Genomic DNA, 26767 nt, shown 5'->3' with positions numbered 1-26767 from the left:
TTCAGCTTGTTTTTCAGCATAGTATTAATGTATTATCGAACTAACTGTACCCATCCTTTCATGGAGATTTTGCCATTAGTACCTGGGCATACCAGTTCATAGTAATAGGTACCAGGGTTCAATTGAGAGCCATCCCATTCATTTTTGTAATCATTGGAACGATATACCACATTGCCCCATCGGTTGAAGATAACCAGGGAGGAGCCTGGATATTTATCTATTCCCAGAATGACAAATTTGTCGTTGATACCGTCGCCATTTGGTGTGAAGGCGGTAGGTATGAAGACATCCGCTCCTTTAGGGGAAGTGCTAGCCGTAGCCGTGTTATTGCTTGGGTCAGGATCGCCATTGTCGCCTGCCACCGTGGCCGTATTATGGATATCTCCACCGCTGGTTACTTTGGCCGTAACGAGGAGGCGTACGGTTTGTCCTGGCGCGAGTGTATCTAGTTTCCAGACGATCGCTTTAGTAGCAGGATCGTAGCTATCCTCGCCATGATCGCGACTGGTTTTTACTTCCATATCGCCTACATTGTTTGCCAGGATATCGGTAACGACTACACGACTAGCCCCTTTACTGCTATTGTTGGTAACAGTCAGTTCGAAGGTTACATTTTTACCTACCGCGATTTCTGCTGGCGGCGTAACGATGACCTTCTTAATTGCCAGGTCTACCATACGTTTGGTAACATCAATCGTAACCGTGGATACATTCGATGCGAAGCCAGATTGATCCTTGATATAGTAGGTGAAGTAGTCTTTACCTCCATAACCAGCATCTGGTGTATATGTAACCGTTCCATCCGGATTGACGGTCACGCTACCATGTTGTGGTTTATTCTGTATGTATACATCATGACCGGTATTGCCATAGATATCATTTTTCAGAACATCAATTTTTACCGGATCTGGTTCTTCTGTGCTGGCTGCATCATCATTGGTGCGCAATGGAACTGGAACAGGCGTTACAGCGCTATTATTGTTGGCCGTGATCCTGTCTGTTTCATTACCAGTGATAGTAGCCGTATTGGTGTAGTTACCGGTCTTATTGACGGTAGCAACGATGGTCATTTGTACTTTGGCGCCGTTGGCCAATTGGCCGATGGTCCATATACCGGTGGTTGCATTGTAGCTTCCGGATGTTGGCGTAGCTGATTTGAAAGTATACCCAGTTGGTAATATATCCGTTACCGTTACACCAGTCGCGTCGCTTGGGCCGTTATTGCCTGCAACGATGGTAAATGTCACATCAGATGTATGTGGTGGCGTCATATTGGAAACCGCCTTGGTCACATACAGATCAGTGATGGGGTCTGGAACAATAGTGACCGTGCTGCTATTGTTGGTGAGCACCGGATCTTTCTCGTTGGCAGTAACTGTAGCTGTATTACTATAGGTGCCTGTGGTATTGACCTTAACAGTAACCGTTAGGGTGGCAGTTTCTCCTGCATTCATGGCGCCAATATTCCAGTTGCCACTGTTATTGTCATAGCTGCCTTTAACTGCGCTGGCTTGTTGGAATGTAAACCCACTTTGCAGTTTGTCGCTCACCACTACATTGGTCGCCTTGCTGGCGCCATTATTTTTCACCAAGATGGTGAATGTTACCACATCTCCTGTTCCTGGCACTTGTTGGCTGATCGTTTTATTGATGGCCAGATCTGCTACTGGAACGGGGATAGGAGGGGTAATGGCCGCTGAATTGTCAGCAGGATTGTTGTCTTTCTCATTGCCGCTGATAGTAGCTGTGTTACTATAATCACCAGTTGGCAATACCGTAGCAACCACTTGTAGCGTGGCCGTTTGGCCATTGGCCAGGTTGCCAATATTCCAGTTACCGTTTGTGGCGTTATAAGTACCGGTAGTGGCAATAGCCTGATCAAAATGATATCCTGATTGTAGTATATCCGTCACCGTTACACCGGTAGCGTCGGAAGGACCGTCGTTGGTGGCGGTGATGGTGAATGTCACTTGGCTGCTGACATCCGGTGTTGGATTGCTGATAGTTTTAGCAATACGCAGATTGGTAACCGCTACTGGTGTAGGTGTAACCGTGCTGCTGTTATTGGTTGCATTCGGATCTTTTTCGGCGCCGGTAATTGTAGCATTGTTGCTGTAGTTACCAGTGGCCAGTACGGTTGCGGTAATTGTAAGTGAGGTGGTTGTATTGGCCTGCATCGTGCCTATATCCCAGGTGTTCCCGATGTATACGCCTGTTGTAGCCAGCACATTAAGGAGACGATAGCCAGTTGGAATAGCATCTGTTACTTTAACATTCATAGCAGGACTAGGACCATGATTGATTGCCTTGATCGTAAAGGTGACGGTTGTGCCTACGTCTGGGGTGTTGTTGTCAATAGACTTTATCACTTCCAGATCAGTAACAGGGATGGCAGTTACCGTTATATTACTGCTATTGTTAGTGGTTTGCGGATCATACTCCGTACCGCTGATAACAGCAGAATTCGTATAGTTGCCTGCAGGGTTTACGGTGGCAGTGATAGTCAGTGTCTCACTACTACCACTGGTCAACGTACCAATATTCCAGTGGCCACTGGTAGCATCGTACGTGTTAGCGGAAGCACTCACGAAGGTGAAGCCACTTGGCAGGAGATCTTGTACCACTACATTGGTAGCGGTACTTGGACCATTATTGGTAGCCTGTAGGCTGAATACTACTGTGCTGCTGACATCGGCCGTGGATTTATCCACTGATTTGGTAATGGCTAGATCTGTTACGGCTCTTACCTGTGGCAGTGTAATAGCAGCCGTGTTATTGTTGGTATTATTGTCTTTGAAAGGAGAACTGATAACAGCCGTGTTATTATAATCTCCTGCTGCACGAACAAGCGCAGTTATAGTAAGGGTGGCTGTTTGGCCATTGGTCATATTACCAATATTCCAGGTGCCGGTGGTATTATCATAAGTGCCGGCACTGGCTGTATTGGAAAGGAATTGGTAGCCACTTAACAGTTTATCCGTTACCGTTACATTCGGAGCCGCATTTGGTCCGTTGTTGGTAGCAGTAATGGTGAATGTCACCGTGCTGCCTGCATCAGGGGTATTGTTGCTGATAGATTTGGTTACGGCCAGATCCGCTACCAACACAGGTACAGGTGTTACTGTACTGCTATTGTTGGTCGTATTTCTGTCTGTTTCATTGCCGCTGATAGTGGCGGTATTGGTATAGGAACCTGTGGTATTTACAATAGCCTGTACTGTTAGCTGTACTGCCTGACCCGAAGCCAGGTTGCCAATGTTCCAGCGGGTGCCATTATAGCCACCTACTTGCGGAGTAGCACTGACAAACGTGTATCCGGTTGGCAGGACATCATCCACTTGCACGCCGGTAGCATTGCTTGGCCCATTGTTGGTGGCAGTGATGGTGAAGGTCACCTTGCTACCTACATCTGGGGTACTGTTGTCAACTGTTTTTACCACCTGGAGATCTGTAATTGGAATAATAGTAACCGTTGCACTGCTGCTGTTATTGCCGGTATTAGGATCGTATTCTCCTCCACTGATAGTGGCCGTATTGGTAACAGTGGTGGCGGTAGTCGCTTTTGCAACAATGGTCAGGGTTTGCCCAGCATTAGCATTCATCGCGCCAATATTCCATACGCCTGTATTGTTGTCGTAAACAGCAGGATTGGCACTCACGAAGGTGAGTCCTGAAGGAAGTATATCCGTTACCGTTACACCAGTAGCGTTGCTTACCCCTTTATTGGTAGCTGTTAAGGTGAAGGTAACATTGGAATTGATATCAACAGTAGTAGCATCTACTGTTTTAATGATTTCCAGGTCGGTCACCTGGCGTACCGTAGGCGTAACCGAAGCACTGTTATTGGCAAGATTATTATCCTTCTCAGTGGCAGTGATGCTGGCGGTATTGCTGTAATCTCCGCTAATATTCACCGTCGCCTGGATGGTCAATGTTTCCGTTTGACCGGAAGCCATCGTACCAATCACCCATTTACCGGTTCCGCTGGAATATGTGCCAGTAGAAGGATTAGTAGCGATGAGCCTATAGCCGTTGGTCAGTAGATCGGTCACTACCGTGTTGGTAGCAGGACTAGGACCGTTGTTGGTAGCGGTGATGGTAAATGTCACATTGGTTCCTGCGTCAGGAGCGTTATTGCTAACTGTTTTGGTGACTGCTACATCTGCTACTGCCACTGGCACCGGAGTGACGGAGCTGCTATTATTGGCCGTATTTCTATCGGTTTCATTTCCGCTGATAGTGGCGGTATTGGTGTAAGGGCCTGCAGCCTTCACCGTGGCTTTTACCGTCATTTGTACGGACTGGCCTGAACCCAGGTTGCCAATGGTCCAGTTAGTACCATCATAAGTGCCTACGGGTGAAGTGGCGCTTACAAAAGTATATCCTGCCGGGAGAGCATCATTCACTTTTACGCCAGTTGCATCGCTAGGACCATTGTTGGTGGCCGTGATGGTGAAAGTGACATTGCTACCCACATCTGGCGTGCTGTTGTCAACAGTTTTAGCCACCTGAAGATCTGTTATTGGTATGATCGTAACGGCGGCACTACTGCTGTTATTGGCAGTATTTGGATCGTATTCTGTTCCACTGATATTGGCCACATTGGTAACTGTGGCTGCAACGGTTGCTTTTGTTATTATGGTGAGCGTTTGTGAAGTATTGGCAGTCATATTGCCGATGTTCCATACGCCAGTAACATTGTTGTAGCCAGCAGGAAGTGCATTTACAAAGGTTAATCCTGGTGGTAGTATATCCGTTACCGTTACATTGGTCGCATCACTTACTCCTTTGTTGGTAGCAATGATAGTGAAGGTTATATTGGTGTTGATGTCTGCCGTGGTTTTATCGGCAGTTTTCACGATTTGAAGATCTGCAACCTGTCTTACTGTAGGCGTAACACTTGCGCTGTTATTACCTGGCGTAGGATCTTTTTCGGTTGCCAGAATAGTGGCCGTGTTGCCATAAGTGCCGGTGGGTTTCACCGTAGCCATGATCGTCAGTGTTTCCGTTTTGCCGGATATCATGCTGCCAATGGTCCATTTACCTGTTCCATTGACATATGTACCCTTGGAAGGAGCGGCAGAAACGAAGGTGTATCCATTGCTTAGCAGATCTGTGACGATTACATTGGTAGCGGAACTTGGACCATTATTAGTGGCGGTAATAGTGAAGGTGATATTCGTTCCTGCATCCGGAGTAGTATTGTTGACAGATTTAGTTACGGCAACATCTGCAATAGCCACTGGGATAGGAGTGACAGTGCTGGTGTTGTTACCTGTATTTCTGTCTGTTTCATTGCCGCTGATAGTGGCGGTATTGGCATAAGGGCCTACCGCCTTTACAGTGGCTAATACGGTCATTTGAGTGGACTGGCCGGAAGCGAGGTTGCCAATGGTCCAGGTATTGCCAGTATAGGTACCTACTTGTGGAGTGGCAGTAACCAGGGTATATCCTGCTGGGAGTGCATCATTCACTTTCACGCCTGTTGCATCGCTAGGACCGTTGTTTGTGGCTTTGATAGTGAAAGTGACATTGCTGCCAACATCCGGTGTGCTTTTGTCTACTGTTTTTACTACTTGAAGATCTGTGATAGGAATAACTGTGACAGCGGCACTACTGCTATTATTACCTGTGTTTGGATCGTATTCTGTACCGCTGATATTCGCCACATTGGTAACAGTAGTGACTGTAGTAGCTTTGGTTACAATTGTCAGTGTTTGAGTGGTATTGGCGTTCATATTACCAATGTTCCAAACCCCCGTAGCGTTGTTATAGGCGCCGGCAGGACTCGCACTCACAAATGTTAAACCCGGAGGCAGTAAATCTGTCACTACTACGCCTGTAGCATTACTTACACCATTGTTGGTGGCGGTTAAGGTAAAGGTGATATTGGAATTGATGTCTGCTGTAGTTTTATCTGCGGTTTTAGCAATTTGAAGATCTGTTACTGGTCTTACAGTAGGCGTAACGCTTGCACTGTTATTGCTAGGATCCGTATCTTTTTCAGTGGCTTGTATGGTAGCGGTATTGGTATAGTTTCCGCTGCCATTCACTACCGCATTTATCACCAGGGATGCTGATTTACCGGAAAGCAAGGTCCCAATCGTCCATTTATTGCTAGCAGGGATATACATGCCCGTGCTTGTGCTACCACCCAGGAAGGTATAACCAGTTGTTGGTATATCGGTGACCACCACGTTAGTAGCGGTACTAGGACCGTTGTTAGTGGCGGTAATGGTGAATTTGACGGTAGCACCTGCATCCGGGTTACTGTTGTCAATTGTTTTAGTAACCGCTACATCTGCTAGTTGCGTCACTGTTGGTGTGACAGAACTGCTATTATTGGTAGGTACTTTGTCCTTTTCAGGGGCATAGGCATTGGCAGAATTTAAATAAGGGCCAGTAGGCTTTACTATTGCGCTAATCAACATGCTTTCTGTCAGTCCACTGCGTAAGTTGCCAACGCTCCATACGCTGCCATTATAGCTTCCAACGGATACCATAGGCGTACCAGTTAGGGTATAACCGACCGGCAGCGATTCATTTACTTTCACATTATGAGCAAGACTAGGCCCGTTATTGGTAACACGAATCGTGAACTGTACCGTTTGGCCTACTTCAGGCGTTGCATTGTTCACCAACTTAACTACTGACAAGTCTGCTACCTGGCTAACAGTGATGACGGCATTATCATCGTTATTGACAAGGGTAATTTCATCTTCATTGCCGGCAACATGAACGCTGAAGTTATAGGTGCCATCTGGTAATACAATACCTGTGAGGGTTAGCTTCACAGTGGCCCCAGCGGCCAGGTTCCCGATTGTCCAGATATTGGTGGCTGGATCAAATGCAGGATTACTGGATGGTTGCAGCGTATAGCCATTAGCGATATTCAGCAGATTTACATTAACGCCTGTAGCATCACTAGGACCGGCATTCTGCACCACGATATCGAAAGTATAAGGATCTCCAGCATCCGCTGTATTATTCCCCTGTATTTTTACGGAGAGATCTGTTCTTGGCTTCACTGGCGGCGCAGGTGTGCTGGCTGTGTTATTGGCAGGATTCGTGTCGTTGTCTGTAGTGACGACAGTGGCCGTGTTTGCATAATTCCCTGATGGATTTATGGTGGCGGTCAAGGTGAGCGTAGCCACTTCGCCATTTAATAATGTGCCGATGGTCCAAAGTCCTGTGCTGAGGTTCATAGAACCTTTGTCAGGAGTGGCTACCCAACTGCTATAACCGGATGGTAGTACATCCGAAATATTAGCATCATAACAGTTATTAGGACCATTGTTTTTCACTTTGATAGTGAAGGTGGCCGGATCGTTAGGATATATTGGGTTAGTGGTGGTGGTGAGTGTTTTAGTTACTTCCAGGTCCACTTTTTCCTTTGGTACAATCGTGACACTAGCAGTATTATTGCTGGTCTGTGGATCGTATTCATTTGCTTGAATAGTAGCGGTATTGGTAAAATTGCTTCTGTCTATATCCGCAGATACAGTGGTGGAAATAGTTTGGCTTTGTTGTGTATTGGCAGCCATATTGCCGATGGTCCAGGTAAACTGGCGCAAACCAGCGTCATACACGAAACCGGCAGGGTAAGGGGCAATTGGTGTCAGGCCAGCAGGAAGTTTATCTATTACTGTTACTCCTGTTGCATCACTTAGTCCTGCATTGGAAGCTGTGAGCGTGAAGGTGACCACATCTAACACATTCGGGGTCATCTTGTCTGCGGTTTTGGTAATGCGCACATCCGCAGATGGTATAGGCGTTACCGTTACCGTCATGTTGTTGTTGCTAGTAACAATATCCTCTGGAATATTACAGCTAGCGGTATTACTGTATGTCCCTGCAGGATTGACTTGTACCTGTATGGTCAAGGTTTTAGTTTCTCCAGCTTTTAATTTTCCTATTGTCCAGGTACCACTGGAATTGTTGTAAGTACCGGTGGCGGGAGTGGCAGATAGGAATTTAAAACCGTTCATTAGCAGATCCTGCACATTTACCCCAACCGCGTCTCCACTACCAATATTAGCTGCAGTGACAGTAAAGGTAATCGTGTTACCCACATAAGGAGTGGTCTGATCTACCGTTTTCTGAATGGCGATGTCAGGTCTGCTAATGGTAACTGGGGTAGGAGATTGATCATCCAGGGCAGTACCATTGCCATTTGCATCTGGAACGGTACCATTCACAGATATATCTGTTACCACCGAAGTACCAGCAGTGCCGGTAGCCTGACCTGCTGTATTGAAGGTCCCATACTGCCCAGCATTTTTCAGATTGATTACAATGACAGCGGTGGCGGTGGTACCAGCGGCTAGACTAGCATTGGTTCCAAGTAAATTGGTATTGCCAGCACCTGTAAATCCATTATTACCTGTGATACTATTGAATGTCCTGGACACAATGGTATAGGTCATAGGAGCGCCGAAAGTAGTGCCCAGGTCTGAAACCACCTGCACACCTGTAAGCGGTATTCCTCCAAGGTTCTGTATCGTATAGGTATAAGCGATATTATAACTGCCATCAGGCTGGATATCTGGCTGCGATGCAGCGATCGCCAGTCCTATAGCAGGAAATTGAAATGTAGTAAAGGTGATATCACTCACGGGAGTAGCGCCTGCTGATGCAGTACCACTTGCTCCCGCCGTGTTTTTGAAAGTGCCGGTTTGCGCCTGTGTGCTTGCCATACCACAAAGCAGCAGGACAGCAGTCAACCAGTATTTTATAGCAAGGAAAGTTTTCTTCGTCATAAGTTTATAGTTAACTGCTAGAAAAATTTAACGTTAATAGTGAGGGTGATCGTGGCAGTCGCTCCTGGAGCCAGTGAGGCGGTATTAGGCAGGAGCAGATTCGTGTCTGTCTTACCGTCGAATGCTGGATTATATCCTGTAATGCCTGTTAGGCTATGACCACTAATCGTATAGGTGACACCGTTAGGCAATGATGCAGGGATATAGTCTGTCAACTGTACATTATCAATTGTTACAGCGGTAGCAGGGTTGGCAACGGTGAAAGTGAAATTCATGGTATAGGAACCATCTGGCTGCTGTGTGGGCGTGGTAGCGGCTTTGGTCACTTTAATCCGGCAGTCGTCTACATTGGCTTGCACATCCGCAGTACTTACAGGACAAACGCCATTGCTGGTAGTCCATCGGAAGGTGTAAGCTCCTGGAGCCAGTCCGTTCACCGTAGCAGCAGAGTTATTGATATCGCTGAAAACAGGAGTACCGCCAGCGTTCGTAACAACAGACCATGCACCTTTACCAATTGTAGGATTGGTAGCATTCAGTTGAAGTGGTGTGTATAGGCAGATGCCTTGTGTGGTACCAGCGTTTGCAGGAGTTGGTTTGGCATATACCGTAACAGGTAGATCGCTGAAACTACTGCAACTGCCGGAGTTGATCGTCCAACGGAAAATATAAGATCCTGCAGGTACATTGGATACCGTTGTATTCGGGTCTGTAGGCGTGAATGTCAGGGCAACCGGTGTTCCACCGGCATCTGTAATTGTCCAATTGCCGGTTTCAATATTTTGTGGTGCATTACCATGTAAAGTAATATTGGAGCCGGTTCCGGTAAGGTCGCAGAGTTCTCCTGGCACAATATTGCCAACATTGGCTACGGCTGGGTTAGGAGGAGTAGATGAAACATTTACATGAACCAAGGCTGATTTACTAGGACAAATACCATTGCTGACCGTCCAACGGAAAATATATGCACCTACGATGGTATTGAGTACTCTAGTAGATGGCGCATTAATACCTTCAATCACCGCTGTACTCCCTGTTGGCACCGATTCAAAACTCCATGTACCAATTCCTGTCAATGGCGCCTGTGCATTCAGCAAGATTTTATCCGTACAGGCATTTACTTGATCAGGGCCTGGTTGTGGATCGGAAGGGGTAGCAGAAACTACTATCCGCATAATATCGGAATTGCTGGTGCAATAGCCATTGGAAACGGTCCATGAGAATACGTATATACCAGGAACGAGATTTTGTATAGCGGTATTGAATGCGGAAGGTGTAACTATCACCGGATCTGCTGCACCAGCGGGTTTGGTCTCCACGGTCCAGGTGCCAGTGCCAGCAGTAGCAGGGGTGGCCTGCATCGTTGTATTGACAGAGGGTGTCCCTGTTGGTAAACAGAACTGTTGATCTGGGCCCGCATTAGCCGTAGAAGGCAATGCACTGGTGATCACCGTAGCATCGTCGCTGGAACTGTTACAACCAGGAATGGCGGCGATGGTATAAGTGAATTTATAAGTATTGCCAGGTATTAAATTAGTGACAACAGCCGAGTTATCAGCATTTGGCGTAATCACAGCACCAGCAGGACCTCCTGTTTGCGTCCAGGTACCTTTACTACCTTCATTACCACTAACAACCGCTGTGGTGGCATTACACAACTGTTGCATTGCTTGCTGCACTTTTGCACTTTCCCTGACGGTTAATATCATCTGTGCTTTACTTACCGGACAATCAGGGCCGCTAACAGCCGTCCATAACAAGGTATAGCTACCTGTTTTTAAGTTGGAAACTGTGGTATTTGGATCTGTAGGGTTCGTGAACTTTGGATTACTAGGGCCACTGATAATGCTCCAAGTACCAATGCCATTGGTAATGGCATTCGCCGCCAGTGTGGCCGTGTTGGTACCACAAACATTTTGATCTGGTCCTGCATTGGCAATACCAGGAGGGGCAGTGATATTATAGGTCACCTCACTGTAATTGGAAGCACAAGCGCCATTGCTGATCGTCCAGCGGAAAATATAGCGGCCATCACTGAGGTTGCTGACCTTTGCATTGTTCAGGGCAATATTATCGAAGGCAATGCCACCGGGTCCTTGCTGCTGGCTCCAAGTACCTATACCTATCTGTGGTGCATTGGCAGCCAACTGAATGGAAGTAGCGCCACAGAGATTGCCGCCTGTTCCAGCATTCGCAGGAGTAGCAGGTGCGGAGATAGTATATATTACGGTATCACGTGTCGGAGGACATCCATTACTAGCAAGACTCCATTCCAGCGAATAGCTGCCATTGGTGGCCCCTGTTACGTTTGAATTATTTTTAGTGTTATCAGCAATGTTCAAAGTGTTGCCACTTACCAGTGTCCATTTACCCGTTTCATTATTAGCGGGCGTATTACCTGCAAGCGTAAACGAAGTAGTGCCGGGAGGCAGACATTGGTCTGGCCCTGCATGGGCTTGTTGAGGGCCTGCTTGAGCGGAAGTAGTAATCGTTACGTTGGCAGCAGCTTGGCCACAACTGTTACTGATGGTCCAGGTGAAAGTATACACCGTATTAGGTTGTAAGCCGTTTGCGATGGCATTAGGATCGGTAGGATCAGAAAGACTTACACCTGTAGTTGGTGTGAAGGTCCAGCGTCCACTTTCATTAGGATTGGGTTTGTTGCCCTGTAATTTATAAGGCGTACTATTACATATGGTCTCATTCTGGCCCGCAGCAGCGGCTGTTGGATTGCGGTCAGATACTACCACTTGCACGTCTGCCTGTTGATTAGGGCATCCTACATTACCAGTGATAATCCAACGGAAAGTATAAGTACCATTCGCCAATTGATTGATGAGGGTAGTAGGGTCGGATTTATCTTGGATATTAGCCACACTAGGTCCGCTCACTTGCGACCAACGTCCTATGCCAACAGCAGGCATATTCCCTGCCAGATGTGTTTCTGTAATATTACAGGCTAGTACCTGTCTGGTTCCGGCATTGGCGGCTGTTGGGGCTTGCGATAACTGCACGTAAACATCGGTATATGCATCCTGACAACCTCCCAAACCATTATTGGTAGTGCGTCTGAGGCGAACAAGGTAAGCGCCTGGAATGGTATATTCCGGCAAGATCAGGGGCTGACCTGCATCCTGGAAATCGCTGACCGGAACGCCACTAGGAGCGCTGATTAATGCCCATTGTGTTTTGTCTCCCCCTGTATAACTATAGTTGATGGTTACTAACGTGGAACCACAAGGAGGAATCACCGGTGAGGGAGCAGTAATAGTAGGAGGAGTGGTAAAATTAATCGTATAACTACCAGTTGTATTACAGCCGGTAGTAGGATTACTGATTGTATAATTGAAAACACTTTTTACGCCTGTCAGATTTGTAATCCCAGTGGAGACACTATTGGGCGATTGTATATCTCCTGTGCCTGAAACCCGCGTCCATGCGATGGATTCGCCTGCATATGCAGGGGCGAGTCCGGTAATGATAGTGGAAGTCCGACCATCGCAATAAGTGGCACTGGCATCTTTCGCCACTGTTACAGATTGTGTACCCACTGGTACGGTAAGCATTACATCGGCAGTACCATTGGCACATGGCCCTTGTACTGTCCAGCGTAATTTATAAGTGCCAGCAGCCAGGTTACCAACGATTGCTTTGTTGTCATGGATATTACTAAACGAGGGAACAGTAGGGCCACTCAACACAGACCAAGTGCCTTGTTGGCCATTGATATTTGTACCACCAAAGGAAGCCTGCATGGCCGCCGTTTGTGTAACCGTATAACAATTGTTGAGTACCTGGTCTGCTCCGGCAGATACGGGCATTACCCCACCAGGATTTGTTATCACAATATCGTCTGTAGAACGACAGGAATTATTACTGCTGATCATCCAGTGTAAGGTGGTACTACCTGATTTTTGAGGGTCCACGGTGATCGCCAGATTTGGATTGTTCTGATCCGCCATGTTAAAACTGATACCTTGCCCATTCCCATCGATAGACCAGGTACCTGTTTCCCCAGATCCTGGTGTGTTGGCATGTAGGATTGTTCCGGGAGCACATACGCTGATATCGGGTCCTACATTGGCTAGCGTAGCAGGGTAGGTGTTATACACCACCTCATCAAATATCAACGAACCGTCCGTACACTTAGAGGATAACCTAAACTTATAAGTATTCCCTGGCACATAACCGGTCACTTCTGTGGTCAGATTTTGAGGATCTTTAATAGTAACCGCTGGTCCGGCAACCTGTGTCCATACAGGATTTACTGCCACGAGTCCACTACTGGAACCGGAGAGAATAAACTTGTTGTTTGGGCAGATGGAGGTGGTAACGCCTGCATTAATAGTGCAGTTTTGTGCAAATAGATCCACCGCTGGCAAGCATAGCAATGCCAGTGCGATACTACGTAGTAGGGCGCTCATTAGGTAAGGGATTTTAGTAAATCATCTAAGGTATTAGGACGGCACAAAGATATATATGTAATTATTCATAAAGCATTATTCAAACATATATATTATTTATTAACTGAATTAATATAATAATATGTAATTTATTGAATTTCATTTATTTGTGTAAATAAAAATCCCTGACACATGCATATGTCAGGGATGTAGTAAAAAGGGTGCTCTTTATGCGTCGATATTATTTGTTGGATTTTATGATCGTCACATCATCTAAGATAATATCATTCTTACCAGTGTTTTTGAAGTGAATATGGACCGTTTTCATATCATGGCCGTATTCCTTACCGGAATGAAAGTTAAGCGTATGGTTTTTGAAAGTATTGCCAGCAGCGGTGCGGAGGGACGCGGTTGGTGTCAGATCCCCCGTCACAAGCTTCATGTCTTCTACAGTCGTATATACTTCACCGTTACCTTGCTGCCAATAGGATAATTTATAATCGGTATTATTATTCAAGTAAACGTATTGTTCGATTTCCTGTCCAGGTTTCAGTACCAGTGCCTGTTTGCCACTACGTATACCCGTTTGGGTGAGTGTGCCGTTACCTTCCCACGGTAGCAGGTTGTCGTTAGCTTCGAAGCCAGGGTTAGGGAGTTCATTGCCGCCTTCGAGGGCCCATTGGTAGCCACGGATATAATCTACTTCCATATGTACAGATCCGCCACCGCCATAGCTTCCCAGGAATACGTTCATGAAGTGGTTAGGAGAGTAGATCTCGTGTTTATTGGTGTAAGCTTTTATCAATTTACCATTGATATAATGACTGATACTGGTAGGTGTCCAAAGAATACCGTGTGTGACCCATTGGTCTTTATGTTCAATGCCAGTGGCAATATGCGTATTCAGGTTGTGTACGAAATTACCCAGGCTATCAACATGCCCATGCAATACAAACTGTGCATCGAGGTTTTCGAATACATCGATTTCAAACACCTGTCCTTTTGGACGTACGCCAGTAGTGCCATTGCGGGTAGTGCCTTCTTGCAGGTAATATTTCAGATCAGGTCCTGGAGAGTCGAACCAGTAGGCGGTATTGAGTCCCTGCGGCTTGCCCGTAAAACTGCGTTTCACGCGTACTTCAAAGTAACCGCCCCTGCTATTGTCCAGGAGGTTTTCATTGGTGCGCCAGTCGTAGGTTTGGAGAGACGAGATCTTTCTGCCGTTGGCAGGATAATATGCTTTAAGGGGGAGCGAATCGTTCGTGAAAATATCAATGGAGTGGCCGGAGAAATGATAGGCAGCTTCAGGTAGACTGTCGCCCAACATGGCGTCCATATTCACTTTATTGAGAAAATCGATATTGGAATAATATACCGTATGCCATTTGTTTCTATCCAGCATTTCATCATTGAACTCATCATGCCAGAAAAGTTTCATGCCGGCTGGAACGGCAGCAGAACTGGGGATGTCCAATTGACGAACCTCTTGACTGTCGATCGACCATTTCGTTTGGGTGATCACGTTGCCTGTAAGGGTTTTGCCTTTCTTTTCAGGAGTAGTTGTTTCCACCCAAATATAATACTTGGTAGCCGGTTTTACTTGTTGGATATAGTACCGATTACTATTGGCAGGCAGGGTAGCACCTGGAGTATTCGGTTGTTTGTTCGTAACAGACCAGTATACACGATAACTGGTAGCATTGGCTGGTTGTATCCAGGTCACTTTAATCCAACTACGGGTGCCTTTTAATTGTAACAAGGATGGGTTTGCTGAAGATTGTGCCAAGACAACTTGGGTGGTCAGCAAAATGAATAACAGGAACAAACCTGTTTGCCTAATAAAGTGTAATGGGCTGCGATCGGCGCCGATGGCCGGGAATAGTCTTTTTTTCATTGTTCAAATCATTGTTCATGCAGCATCTGCGATGCTCAAAAATGGGTCATTTTTATGAATAGTACAAGAATATATGATGTGCGGAAGGTTCGATTATGAACGGTATTGATCAAATGGTTAACTTTAGAAATTAGTTACAATCAAGAAACCATGAAAATCCAACAGTTTTCTCTTTTGCTGGCAACAGCATTGTTGTTGTGCGTGGGTGTCCATGCACAGCAGATCGACTTAGGGGCGAGGGCTGGTATCAGTATCCCCAAATTATCTGCAGGTGGAAGTTCCACCAATCCCTTGAATGAAGGTTATTCATCCCGCTTGGGGCCTGATTTCGGAGTATTTGCTGAATTCCATATCAGTAAACTATTCTCTATTCAGCCGATGCTGGAATACTCTTCACAGGGTGGCCAGAAGAAAGGCATGCAGGCATTCCCGACACCTGATCAGGCGAAGCCATTTTTTGCACCTAACCCTGCTCCAACGTATCTCTATGGAGATTTCAAAAGCGAGGCGAAGATCAATTATTTGATGTTGCCTATCCTGGCGAAATTTGGCTGGAATCTGGGCAAATCACCACTCCGCCTGTACGTAGATGCAGGACCTTTCGTGGGTTTACTGGTATCTGCTAAACAGGTGACCAGCGGTAGTAGCCAATGGTTCCTGGACCCTGCGGGTACACAGCCTTTGCAGGCGGTAGGCGTACGGTCATTCGACAATACGCAGAACATCAAAGATCAGTTGCATACTTTCAACGTTGGTATCAGCGGTAACATCGGTCTGGCGTATCATTTTGGCAGAAACCAGGTCTTCATTGAAGGTGGTGGTAACTACGGTTTCCTGAACATCCAGAAAGGAGAAGCGAATGGTAAAAACAACATTGGCGCAGGTACTGCCATGTTGGGCTATGCTTATCGCATTAAGCAGTAATCAATAGCAGGCAATTATTAAGAAAGCGGTCATCTCCTAGTGAGGTGGCCGCTTTTGATATTTTTAGGGAGACACGCATCGCTTTACTATCCCGCGTTACTCGCAGCAAAGTGACCAGCTCTTTCCAGAATAGCCACCGTATGCCTACAAATACATACCAGTCGTTGTTCATCATCCACGATCCTGATTTCCCAGATATGTGTTTTACCGCCGAGGTGGATAGGGGTAGCGGTTCCGTGCACATATCCCGAACGGGCGCTGCGTATGTGATTGGCATTTATCTCCATACCAACACAAATGGTGGTGGTGGGATCTATCACCAGCGTAGACGCAATACTACCCACTGTTTCCGCCAGCGCTAAGGAAGCGCCTCCATGCAGGATGCCATAAGTTTGTACCGTTCTATGATCTACGGGCATGCGTATACGAAGATAATTAGGGCCTACTTCGGTAAATTCCATTCCCAAGTGCTCATTCATCGTGGATTTCCCTTTCTCATTCAATGCGGTGGCAGTAGTGGATGTATGCCAGATTGTTTCATTAGCCATATGATTGGTTTGATGTGGAAGTGGAAGATAGGGAATTTTTATAGGAAGACGATAAGTCGCCTGGAGGGCTATATTACTACCAGCGTCAGTTGACGAATCGTATCTAATATATGGGTAAATTTGGGTGAGTCAAAAATACTAATGAGCATGCAACAGATAACCATTAATAGCGCCACCATAAATGATCTGGCTACTTTACAGCAGATAGGAAAACAAACATTTTTCGAAACGTTTGCACCTCACAATACGGAAGAGAATATGCAAAAGTACCTGGAGAAGAGTTTCAGTGAGGAGAAAATAAGCGCAGAGCTGCGTAATCCTGATTCGTTCTTTTTCATTGCCTGGGAAGAAAATACGCCGGTTGGGTATCTGAAATTAAATACCGGTAAAGCGCAAACGGAAAAACAGGATGAAACCGCACTGGAAATAGAACGTATCTATGTGAAGAGCGAATACCATGGTAAGAAAGTAGGTCAATTGCTATATGAAAAGGCGTTGGAAATAGCGCGATTACAACAACGTGCTTATATCTGGTTAGGAGTATGGGAAGATAATCATCGGGCGGTAAATTTTTATACTAAGAATGGCTTTGTGCCCTTCGATAAACATATTTTTATGTTTGGCGAGGAGGAACAGACAGATATCATGATGAAGAAAACGTTAGCATAGGAGGATGCGCTGTAAGTAGCTGTGAATATGCATCTCCCGTTTTTCCGTGATTTTTGTAAACGGTAATAATACTATGAAAGATACTTGGTAATTTGGAGTACAGACATTTTTTTATTACCCTAAAATCACACAAAAATGAAACCTGTAAATTCAAAAAAAATCCAACTGGGTGTAATCAAAATTGCACAATTGTCTAACGTACAAAGCGGTAACAACGCAATGGTAAGTAATTCCAGTTGCGCCCATGTATGCCCAACAATTTGCTCCGAGAATTGCCCAACTGGATTTATTGTTTGTACCCTATAATTCCAGAAAGGAAAAACAACAAACGCCGCGTTCAGCGGCGCTTCATGTTAAAACTTTTATTACCCTAAAATCACACGAAAATGAAACCTGTAAATTCAAAAAAAATCCAACTGGGTGTAATCAAAATTGCACAATTGTCTAATGTACAAGGCGGTAACAACGCTATGGTAAGCAACTCTAGCTGCGGCCATATTTGTCCAACAATTTGCTCTCAGAATTGCCCAACAGGAGTATTCGTTTGCACACTGTAATTCCGAGTTGAAAAAAATTACGAACGCCGCAACCAGCGGCGTTTGTTTATTAGCAACTTTTATTACCCTAAAATCACCCAAAGATGAAACCTGCAAATTCAAAAAAGATCCAACTTGGTGTCATTAAAATTGCGCAATTGTCAAAAGTACAAAGCGACAACGTTCAAATGCTCAGCAATTCTAGCTGCAGCCGCGTATGTATGACAATTTGTTCTTTCAACTGCTCACCAGCAGTAATGGGATAAGCCACCAGCTAATTCCAGCAAGTAACAAAACTAAAAAGGCGTCTCATTTTTATGGAGACGCCTTTTTAGTTTCATTTAGAAACTGAGATCTGTTAGCAATCGGTGTGCAAATGCGCACTTGATCAGCATCGCGGTATTGCGGGCATTCAGTTTTCCCATCAGGTTGCGCCTGTGACTGTCGACCGTATCGGAGCTGATGAATAATTTCACGGCAATTTCATGATTGGTATGTCCATCTGCGATGAGGGAAAGCACTTCTTTTTCCCTTTTGGTAATATGCAGGTTGGATTTCCCAAATCTGGCATCTGCGGCCAGTTCGGGGGAGAGAAAGGTACGTCCTTCCATAATGGTGTGAATAGCAGTCAGTAATTCCTGTTTATCCGCATTCTTGATCAGGCATCCGCTGGCATGATTCTCCATCATTCGTTCAATGTTGCTGTCATGTTTACTGTAGCTGAGTGCGAGGATACTGGTGGATGGATACTGTCTTTTGATAGTGGCACATAATTCTGCGGACTGCATATCAGGTAAGGCAGTATCAAGCATAACGAGGTCCACAGGATTGCTGGCCAGAAACTGCAGGCAGGTGCGGCCGGTCCTAGCTTCTCCTTTTATTTCCATCCCAGGTTCCTGGTGCAACAGCGCTCTTAATCCTTCAAGGATCAATGGATGATCATCTACAAAAAAGAGTTGGGCCATGGTTTTTCTTGTTTGCGTTGAGGGCTTGCGGTTTTTTTCGTGGCATAGCCGAGTCGGGTTATCTTAAATAGGTTTCATTTGCTGTATTCTCTAAGATAGAAAAAAAATCGTTGCAAGATAAATTTATCCGATCAACATGGCAGATGCCCAGGTAGGATTCATTTCCGGTTCGAGGAAGTGCATGAGGGAAAGCCCAATCCCACTGATACCTTCCAGCATATTATGGCTTGCTACAAAATCCGGATAATGATAGAATTTATAACCGGCTGCGCCATCTGTCCAGGTATTCTGTTGCGTTACCGTCTGATACCAGTTCGCAGCGCTTTCCTTTAACTTGTTATCCTGTAACCGGATGCCTGCCTGCTGCATCATTAACGCCACCCCGGCACTTCCATGACACATGCACGCATCATGTATGGCGCCGTTTTTTATATCTCGGTTATTGGCGATATAGGTGAAGATGTCAGCAGCTTGGGCCGTCCATGCTGGCTTTTGCATGCGTTCCCCTGCATCCAGTAAGGCTTGCGCAATTCCCATATCTCCATAACACCATCCCAGTCTACTATTGATATCTCCGGCTGGCTCACCCGCATCATCTACCATTACAGGAAACAGGGATCTTCCTGGTTCTGGCGCTGCTTTTCGAGTACCTAAGAGCCATTCTACAGCAGGGGTGATGATGCCAGGAATGATGTCCTGTGCAATGCCTTTTTCGTATATGCGTGACAGTATGGAAATGATAGCCGGATTACCATGTGCCAGTCCCAGGTTAAAGAGGGTTCGGTCCTCTTGCTCCAGGCTGAGCGTAGAAAACTGATCTCTCCAGGCAATACCAGTTGGCAGTTTAATCGCATGTTGACCCAAAGCTGCCACTAAGTGCTCCAACTGTTGGTGGGCGGCTGGGGAGGGGAGTCGTTCTAAGAAATAAAGGGCTACCCCCAATCCCTGATGGAGGAAATCCATTTTATTATTTTCTATCTCATCCTGCATGTATTTGGCCAATGTGGCATCCATATCCCCAAAGGTTTCATCCAGGTCTGCAGGATCTATGTAGCCTGTGTTGGCGAGGTGCAACAGGTGCCAGGCAACGCCTGAAAGTCCACCGCAGTGAGAGCCAGGGAGCGCAACGGAGGATATCGCATCCAGACTCCTTTGTATCGTATTATAGGTAATATCAAGATACGCTTCGTTTCCGGTTAACTGGTAATAATTGGCAAAGAAGAGGGCAGTACCGGAATATCCTCCCAGCAAGCTTGGAAATTCTGCCTCGGCGGCGAATTGGGTCAGTTCTCTGCTGATATCTTCCAGTATGGCGGCTGCCACTTTTTTATCATCCATATGTTTATTGATTTATGACTAAAAAAGGCAAAACATGTACTGTATGCGTACATGTTTTGCCAATAGATTAATTGTGAATACAGGGGGCATATGCCATTTTGGTAGATGCCGGGACTGCATATCCGCCGGCAGCCATACAGGCGACCGGGTAGGGATTAGAATCTGCAGGAATCAATGCTGCAAATAGGTGCGCCCATGCTGGTGTTGGCAGCAAAGTTACCACCATCTACACATCTGAGTGTGCAGGTTGCAACAGTAATCGCTTTAGCAATTGCCTGTGGCTGAGCAGAAAGGCTAGCTAATTTGATTCTTCCCAGTTGTAATTTTTTCTGAGTTGACTGTTTCATAAAACGGAATTTTTATGCGAATGAAAAATCAACGTTTTAGTGTCTGCAGGAATCTACGCTACAGATAGGTGCACCTTGGCTAGGGCAGGCCCATTTGATGGAAGAAAATCCTTCCGCCATATTAGCACTGGCTTTTTTGCCCAGGTCAGCAACTTTAATTTTACCTAAGTTCAATTTTTTAACTACAGCTTTTTTCATGACGAGGTGTGTTTTAACGGTTAATGTGGAATTAGAAACAAGTATTATTTGAAATTGGTGGTGGACATTTACCAAATGCGGTACAGCCAATGTTAGTAGGCGCTTTTGCATTTACATCGCGACTGTTGTCCAGGTTAGCAACTGTGATCTTGTTCAGCTTTAACTTTTTTGCTGTTGTTTTTCTCATAACCAATTTTTATAGATTAAGTGATAAATGTGAAAGCGGTTTATTTCGAGGACAATAATTTTTGTTTACAGGTTTTTTACAGGCTGTTTCATAAAAGTAGGAACAAACTACATTGCAGATAATCACGGAAAAGCGTGATTTTTAATTAGGTGTTTAAACTTGAAATATCACGGTTTTACGGGATGTTCCGCCAAGGCATTAACATTTACCTTCATTGCCTTACGTTGAAAAAATAACCATGACCCGCTCAGAAAATTTTTACGCAGTAAGAACACCATTACTGCCTGTTGAATACCTGGACCGCCTGGTCCACCTTACACCGGAAAACCTTGCTGCTGCTATGAAGGAGCTGTTTTCTGATCCCGTCCTACAGGATGCTATTTATATCGCCTCCCCGGAACTTTTCCAGGAAATGAAACGCTGGATGGAAGGCAATACCCTCAGCGAAAAAGATACCGCCAAACTAACGATGTCCTTGTACCGATACCTATTGCGTATGGTGGCACGTTGTACGCCATACGGGCTTTTCGCGGGATGTGCCACTGGTAACGTGAAAGACTATACGTCGCTGGAATTGGGCGCCCCGGAAGAACACCTCCGCCATTGCCGCCTGGATATGAACTATGTAGCGGAACTGGCTGCCTCCATTACGGCCATCCCGGAAATAAAGGAGCAGTTGCTGTTCTATCCCAATAATTCCATCTATGCTTCTGGCAACAGGTTCCGTTTTGCGGCCTACACCATCCGGAACAAATACAGAAATTACTTCCTGACAGCCGTTAATAAAAGCGAATACCTCCAAACCATTCTCAGTAAAGCCTCCAGTGGCGCTACACTGGAAGCCATACGGCAGTCCATCGTCAGCGAGGAAAATGATATTACCTGGTATGATGCGGCTGAATTTACGGAAGAACTCATTGCTAATCAGTTACTGGTAAGTGAATTGGAAGCCACCGTGACTGGACAGGAATTTTTTACCCGGCTCTGCACCCGACTTTCCACCATCCCGGAGGCAACAGAGATCTACCACAAACTGATCGTTATCCGGGATCTACTCCGGCAGCCTAACATACATGCATATACGCAGATTAGCCAGATTGTAAAGGAACTACTGCCCAACACCAGTAATAAAGATCTGTTACAAACGGATCTCATCCTGCACACCCACCGCAATCAGCTCTCCACACAGGTGACGGCGGAACTGGCAGCGCAGACTTCCACCTTATTACAACTCGCCAGACCCGGTATGACGCCGGATATTGATCAGTTTATCAACGCGTTCTCGCTCCGCTACGATGGTCAGGAGATCCCCTTGCAACTCGCCCTCGATACAGAAGCGGGCATCGGCTACGGCAGCAACAGCGGCCCCGGATCTGATCATACCCCGCTCCTGGACGACCTGGTACTGCCCGGATCTGAAAACAATGATCCTATACAACGGTCAAAGATGCTGTACTTCCAGCTCCAACGACTGCAGGAATGCAGTGCTAAAGGCGAAACCCATATCATACTGAAGGAAGAAGATATTAGTACCCTTACAGAAACCGGCACTAAGAAATACCCAGGCAGCATGTACATCATGGGGAAACTCTTAGCAAAAGATGCCGCCGCCATAGACGCAGGGGAGTACCAGTTTGATATGAGCGGTTGTAGTGGCCCTTCCGCGGCCAACCTCCTCGGACGCTTCTGTCACGGTGATCCTGCGCTGCTCCAACATGTTACCGCCACCCTCCAACAAGAGGAGGCCCAACAACCGGATGCTATCTTTGCAGAAATTGCACACCTCCCAGAATCCAGAACAGGCAATATTCTCATGCGCCCACATCTGCGCAAATATGAGATTGTCTACCTCGCGGCCAGCGAAACGCCTTTAGATCATCAAATCCATGTGGATGATCTGCTGGTGAGCGTACACGGAGGAAAAGTGCGCCTGCGCTCCAAGCGACTGAATAAATGGGTGATCCCCCGACTCAGCACGGCCCATAACTACCGAAACGGTCTTCCTATCTATAGATTTCTCTGCGATCTTCAACACCAGGACTATCATCCCGGCTTTGGTTGGCAATGGCTGATCCCGGACGACTGGTCCGCACTCCCAAGGGTAACCTTCGGCAAGTGTATCCTTAGCAAAAGGATGTGGAAGTGGCGCAAAAAGGAGGCTACGTATAAGCCTGGGAGTTATATGCAAGAGATAACACAATTTTGCAAAGAGTGGGAGCTGCCCCGGTTTGTATTGGTAACAGAAGGGGATAATGAACTGGTCATCGATCTGGATTGTATTGCTTCCCGTCACTTGTTGGGTAAAATAATGGATAAATCCAGCCAGGTAACGCTCCAGGAATTCTTGCAAACAGCCGATCAATGCTGGGTAACGGGCCCTGGAGGGCATTATACCAATGAGATCATCCTACCGTTGTTTAATGAAGAAGGGGCTATCGGATTACCGGCTGTCTCCCTAAATAATCCTGTGGTACAACGTTCATTCCTTACCGGTAGTGAATGGCTATACGTTAAAATGTACTGTGGCTCCAGAACGGCAGAAGATATGCTGAGAGAGATTTTACAACCATTGGTAACAGGGTTACAGGAAGAGCAAGTGATCGAAAAATGGTTCTTTATCCGCTATACAGATCCGGATCATCATCTGCGCATAAGATTTTATAACAGCACTCGGAGCGACTTTTGGCAGGTCGTACTGCAACGGCTATACGGCGCATTGCAGGAGGCCGAAAATGCAGCCCTGATCCATAAAGTGCAAACTGATACCTATGTTCGGGAAATTGAGCGCTATGGCGCGCATACCATGGATTTCAGCGAATCCATTTTTCATATAGACAGCGATTTTGTACTGGCCATCACCCAACTATTGGATGAAGAGGCCGGAGAGGATTATCGCTGGAAACTGGGTGTGGTAGGCACAGACCAGCTATTGGATATCTTCTCCTTTAGTCTGGAAGAGAAATCGCAATACATGCAGCAATTGCAACAAGGATTTTTTAAGGAGTTCAATGGCAACAAATCGCTCCAACAGTTGTTAAATGATAAATACAGGAAGGAGTCAGCCGAATTAAGTACTATGCTCACAGGAGAACTTCCCGAAGAAGTACTGGCGTTGATGGAACAGCGTAAGTTACGCATGCAGGCGGCTATTGCGGAGCAGGCAAATATGGAAAAATATGAGTTGTTATCCAGCTATATCCATATGTTCTTGAATCGCTTCCTGCTGGCTGGCCAGCGGAAACATGAACTGGTCATCTATCATTTCTTAGACAGATATTATCAATCACAACTGGCTAGAATGAAAAAGCAGGAGAAAATTAAACAGATTTCCTAAGGAACTTTTAATGCTCAAATATGAATCGCTTTTTCGCTTTTGTCATTTCTATGCTATCGACGGTAACTGTTCCTGCTCAGAATAATGTACAAGACACTGCCGGCCCCGTTGCCACTACTGTGGAAGATAGGCGAAATAAAGTGGCCATCCTGCCTTTCACTTTTCTGAAAGATGGAGAACCAGCCAGCGAAGAAGCCAGTATGGAGATACAGAACGAATGTTTTGCATTGTTCACCAAACGTCCAGGCATATATTCTTTCCTGCCTACACGTAGAACAGATGTGTTGTTACATAAGGCTGGTATCACTAAGGCTACCCTCATCAACTATACGATGGATGAACTCTGTAAAGTGTTGGGCGTACAGTACATTGTAGATGGCGCAGTGTCATTGGTGAAAACATCTTCCACCAGCTACGGCAATTCCAACTATAACAACAAGGGAGATGATAACAAACAATCTTCCAGTTATGCCACGCATACACAAAACTACCAGACTACAGTAGATTTCAAAATCTACAACGACCAGGGAGAAACGATCTATAATCAAAACAGGAAGGCGTTTTGGAATATGGCAGACTCCTATAAAGATGCATTGGAATATGTGGTGAAACGCTCCCCGCTATACACAAAATGAAGCGCATTAAAAAGGGACTGACCTAGAAAAGTCAGTCCCTTTTTATTTATCAGATATCATGGATTGGCTTGCTCTACCGCCACCACCATATCGTTTACATATTTTCTTAATTTAGTTTGATCTTCAGGATCCAGCTTCGCTGCCGCTTCTTTCTTTTCAAAATCCTTTTTCAAATCCTCGATTTTGTCCATATACTCTTTTGCTTTTCTACCGCTGTTCGTATTGATTAGGTCAGAAAGATATTTATGAAATTCCAATGCCAATGATTTCGCATTTTGTTTCTTAAAGTCTGGCACAGCAATTTTAGCCATGGCTGCATCGATATTAGCTTGAATAGCAGCGGTTGCAGCATTTACAGCGCTGACATCGCTAGCTGCCTGAGACGCTGCGGCATTCCGAGCATTTTCAGCCGCCTCGTTGGCTTTTTTAACGGCCTCTTTCTCGTCGTGTTTCTGTGGATTTTGGCATGCTACTGCCAGCGTAGCAGCCAGCACCAGGAAATAACCTGCAGGTTTCATAATTACATGTTTAATTGGTGGATGGAATAGCTTTTCCCATAACACAAACACGCCAAAAGGATATTTGGTTTAATAATTACCAATGCTGAAGGGCTTCCCGTATAAAATACCAGGCGGTATCAAAAGGCAGTTGTTCATCAAATTTGCCCAAAGGGAAGGGAGGCAAAACGCTCCTGCCTGTCGTCAAATTTGTCCAAAGGGAGGGGAAACAAAACGCTCCTGGCTGTCGTCAAATTTGCCCAAAGGGAGGGAGGCAAAACGCTCCTGGCTGTCGTCAAATTTGTCCAAAGGGAGGGAGGCAAAACGCTCCTGGCTGTCGTCAAATTTGCCCAAAGGGAGGGGAAACAAAACGCTCCTGCCTGTCGTCAAATTTGCCCAAAGGAAGGGAGGCAAAACACTCCTGGCTGTCGTCAAATTTGTCCAAAGGAAGGGAAACAAAACGCTCCTGGCTGTCGTCCCTGCCCAACGGGCAGGGACGACGAAAAAATAAAATCCAATTTTAGAGAGACACCTTCCATCCCTTCGTCTTCCAGTAATCAATAATAGGCTGATAAGGCCCATACTTATGCTGTGCTGCCGTAAAAGTATCCGGAAAAGGGCCATGATCGTAGTCTATAGCCTTTTCCTTGATATTCGGATAATCAAAACTTTTTGGATTTGGACGGGAATGAATTTCGTCGTTGTTGACATAAGCAGCGATGTCCAATGCTTCTGCATCTGAGAGTACTACGCCATTCTGTACCTTATCATAAGGCATATTGTTTTTCAACCATTCTGCCTGTTTTACGACCCTATGCATACTAGACCCCGGCTGATACGACTCTTTTCCCCAGAGTGGAGGGTAAGTATAGGCGGTTTGTTCAGGGTTTAACTGTCCGGCCCCATCCTTACCGTGACAACGGGCACAGTTCTGCTCAAACAATACGCGTCCGTTTTCTGGATTGGCCGCAGTGGTGGGCAGGTCCAGCTTACGGTTCTTTTCACCGAAATAGGACTTGTTTTTTGGTGCATAGGTATTGATCCATTTCAGATAGGAGAGGAAGGCCACCATTTCCTTACTGTCTAGCGGTAATGGTTTTCCATTATGCGGTCGCGTTACACAGTTGTTGATCCGCTCTGCGAGGGTCAGTACTTTCCCTTCTCTGGCGCGATATTGCGGATAATGACCGTGAGAGGCTAGGAGGTTGAAGGAAAACGGTTTGGTACCAGCATCCTGGTGACAATTGGTACAACTCATCAGGTTTCCGGTAAATTTACCTGCACTTCCTTTCGGGCCGATAAATTGCGCCGTATGCAGCATCAATTCCCGACCATAACGAACAGATTCCCCAAACTGGTCAGCCGGAATATCTTTGAGATCAATGGTAATATGCGCTTCCTCTTCTTTTGCAGCAACAGGTTTATTGTCCGATTTGCCTTCGGCTTCAGGACCACAGGAAGAAACAGCGATTACGCCTGTTATTCCCAAGATGGCTAGTACAATGACGATGCGTTTCATCGGGAGTATTTTAA

At 46.0% G+C, this 26767-nt stretch carries 15 protein-coding genes; 4 read left to right on the top strand and 11 right to left on the bottom strand.

The features are described from left to right. Positions 1-32 precede the first annotated feature (32 nt). From JO154_RS26275 to JO154_RS26265, 3 genes are all read right to left on the bottom strand, one after another. Positions 33-8759, bottom strand: a complete 8727-nt coding sequence (locus JO154_RS26275) for a CARDB domain-containing protein (RefSeq protein ID WP_291952135.1) — start codon at positions 8757-8759, stop codon at positions 33-35. Between the two features lie 17 nt (positions 8760-8776). Next, positions 8777-13183 (bottom strand): hypothetical protein, encoded by a 4407-nt coding sequence (locus JO154_RS26270; protein ID WP_291952132.1) that lies wholly within the window; start codon positions 13181-13183, stop codon positions 8777-8779. Between the two features lie 220 nt (positions 13184-13403). Next, complete coding sequence (locus JO154_RS26265) at positions 13404-15056, bottom strand: family 16 glycosylhydrolase (protein WP_291952130.1); 1653 nt, start codon at positions 15054-15056, stop codon at positions 13404-13406. 150 nt (positions 15057-15206) lie between these two features. Here JO154_RS26265 and JO154_RS26260 point away from each other — a divergent pair, with 150 nt between their 5' ends. Next, positions 15207-15980, top strand: a complete 774-nt coding sequence (locus tag JO154_RS26260) for a porin family protein (RefSeq protein ID WP_291952127.1) — start codon at positions 15207-15209, stop codon at positions 15978-15980. Positions 15981-16066: 86 nt separating this feature from the next. Here the strand turns inward: JO154_RS26260 and JO154_RS26255 are convergent, their stop codons facing one another. Then, positions 16067-16528: a hotdog fold thioesterase gene (locus JO154_RS26255; protein ID WP_291952124.1), complete on the bottom strand. Its 462-nt coding sequence runs from the start codon at positions 16526-16528 to the stop codon at positions 16067-16069. A 147-nt stretch (positions 16529-16675) separates the two neighbouring features. Here JO154_RS26255 and JO154_RS26250 point away from each other — a divergent pair, with 147 nt between their 5' ends. Next, positions 16676-17197, top strand: a complete 522-nt coding sequence (locus JO154_RS26250) for a GNAT family N-acetyltransferase (protein ID WP_291952122.1) — start codon at positions 16676-16678, stop codon at positions 17195-17197. Between the two features lie 877 nt (positions 17198-18074). Here the strand turns inward: JO154_RS26250 and JO154_RS26245 are convergent. From JO154_RS26245 to JO154_RS26225, 5 genes are all read right to left on the bottom strand, one after another. Next, positions 18075-18698 (bottom strand): response regulator transcription factor, encoded by a 624-nt coding sequence (locus tag JO154_RS26245; protein WP_291952120.1) that lies wholly within the window; start codon positions 18696-18698, stop codon positions 18075-18077. Between the two features lie 123 nt (positions 18699-18821). Continuing rightward, positions 18822-20036, bottom strand: coding sequence for a lanthionine synthetase C family protein (locus tag JO154_RS26240; RefSeq protein WP_291952118.1), 1215 nt, complete (start codon positions 20034-20036; stop codon positions 18822-18824). Between the two features lie 155 nt (positions 20037-20191). After that, entirely contained in the window at positions 20192-20383 is a 192-nt protein-coding gene (locus tag JO154_RS26235) for a hypothetical protein (RefSeq protein ID WP_291952117.1), read from the bottom strand. Between the two features lie 36 nt (positions 20384-20419). Then, the gene (locus JO154_RS26230) at positions 20420-20581 is read right to left on the bottom strand and encodes a hypothetical protein (RefSeq protein WP_291952115.1); all 162 of its coding nucleotides are present in this window, start codon (positions 20579-20581) and stop codon (positions 20420-20422) included. Between the two features lie 31 nt (positions 20582-20612). After that, complete coding sequence (locus JO154_RS26225) at positions 20613-20768, bottom strand: hypothetical protein (RefSeq protein ID WP_291952112.1); 156 nt, start codon at positions 20766-20768, stop codon at positions 20613-20615. Between the two features lie 238 nt (positions 20769-21006). Here JO154_RS26225 and JO154_RS26220 point away from each other — a divergent pair, with 238 nt between their 5' ends. Beyond that, the gene (locus JO154_RS26220) at positions 21007-24102 is read left to right on the top strand and encodes a lantibiotic dehydratase (RefSeq protein WP_291952111.1); all 3096 of its coding nucleotides are present in this window, start codon (positions 21007-21009) and stop codon (positions 24100-24102) included. A 20-nt stretch (positions 24103-24122) separates the two neighbouring features. Next, complete coding sequence (locus JO154_RS26215) at positions 24123-24737, top strand: hypothetical protein (RefSeq protein ID WP_291952109.1); 615 nt, start codon at positions 24123-24125, stop codon at positions 24735-24737. Between the two features lie 56 nt (positions 24738-24793). Here the strand turns inward: JO154_RS26215 and JO154_RS26210 are convergent, their stop codons facing one another. Next, on the bottom strand, positions 24794-25255 hold the full coding sequence (locus tag JO154_RS26210; protein WP_291952108.1) for a hypothetical protein: 462 nt from the start codon (positions 25253-25255) through the stop codon (positions 24794-24796). A gap of 499 nt (positions 25256-25754) precedes the next feature. Beyond that, positions 25755-26753 carry a c-type cytochrome gene (locus JO154_RS26205; RefSeq protein WP_291952106.1) on the bottom strand — a complete coding sequence of 333 codons (999 nt, stop codon included), beginning with the start codon at positions 26751-26753 and terminating at the stop codon, positions 25755-25757. Between the last annotated feature and the right edge of the window lie 14 nt (positions 26754-26767).

Origin of the sequence: Chitinophaga sp. (genome assembly GCF_019236475.1) — a bacterium.
Classification (GTDB): domain Bacteria; phylum Bacteroidota; class Bacteroidia; order Chitinophagales; family Chitinophagaceae; genus Chitinophaga.
Note: the sequence above shows the minus strand (reverse complement) of the source record. Positions and strands in the feature narration are given on the sequence as shown.

What these genes read in the sequence shown, in the direction of transcription:
- JO154_RS26275 (WP_291952135.1), bottom strand. Translation starts at nt 8,759, where the DNA reads ATGACGAAGAAAACTTTCCTTGCTATAAAATACTGGTTGACTGCTGTC.
- JO154_RS26270 (WP_291952132.1), bottom strand. Translation starts at nt 13,183, where the DNA reads ATGAGCGCCCTACTACGTAGTATCGCACTGGCATTGCTATGCTTGCCA.
- JO154_RS26265 (WP_291952130.1), bottom strand. Translation starts at nt 15,056, where the DNA reads ATGAAAAAAAGACTATTCCCGGCCATCGGCGCCGATCGCAGCCCATTA.
- JO154_RS26260 (WP_291952127.1), top strand. Translation starts at nt 15,207, where the DNA reads ATGAAAATCCAACAGTTTTCTCTTTTGCTGGCAACAGCATTGTTGTTG.
- JO154_RS26255 (WP_291952124.1), bottom strand. Translation starts at nt 16,528, where the DNA reads ATGGCTAATGAAACAATCTGGCATACATCCACTACTGCCACCGCATTG.
- JO154_RS26250 (WP_291952122.1), top strand. Translation starts at nt 16,676, where the DNA reads ATGCAACAGATAACCATTAATAGCGCCACCATAAATGATCTGGCTACT.
- JO154_RS26245 (WP_291952120.1), bottom strand. Translation starts at nt 18,698, where the DNA reads ATGGCCCAACTCTTTTTTGTAGATGATCATCCATTGATCCTTGAAGGA.
- JO154_RS26240 (WP_291952118.1), bottom strand. Translation starts at nt 20,036, where the DNA reads ATGGATGATAAAAAAGTGGCAGCCGCCATACTGGAAGATATCAGCAGA.
- JO154_RS26235 (WP_291952117.1), bottom strand. Translation starts at nt 20,383, where the DNA reads ATGAAACAGTCAACTCAGAAAAAATTACAACTGGGAAGAATCAAATTA.
- JO154_RS26230 (WP_291952115.1), bottom strand. Translation starts at nt 20,581, where the DNA reads ATGAAAAAAGCTGTAGTTAAAAAATTGAACTTAGGTAAAATTAAAGTT.
- JO154_RS26225 (WP_291952112.1), bottom strand. Translation starts at nt 20,768, where the DNA reads ATGAGAAAAACAACAGCAAAAAAGTTAAAGCTGAACAAGATCACAGTT.
- JO154_RS26220 (WP_291952111.1), top strand. Translation starts at nt 21,007, where the DNA reads ATGACCCGCTCAGAAAATTTTTACGCAGTAAGAACACCATTACTGCCT.
- JO154_RS26215 (WP_291952109.1), top strand. Translation starts at nt 24,123, where the DNA reads ATGAATCGCTTTTTCGCTTTTGTCATTTCTATGCTATCGACGGTAACT.
- JO154_RS26210 (WP_291952108.1), bottom strand. Translation starts at nt 25,255, where the DNA reads ATGAAACCTGCAGGTTATTTCCTGGTGCTGGCTGCTACGCTGGCAGTA.
- JO154_RS26205 (WP_291952106.1), bottom strand. Translation starts at nt 26,753, where the DNA reads ATGAAACGCATCGTCATTGTACTAGCCATCTTGGGAATAACAGGCGTA.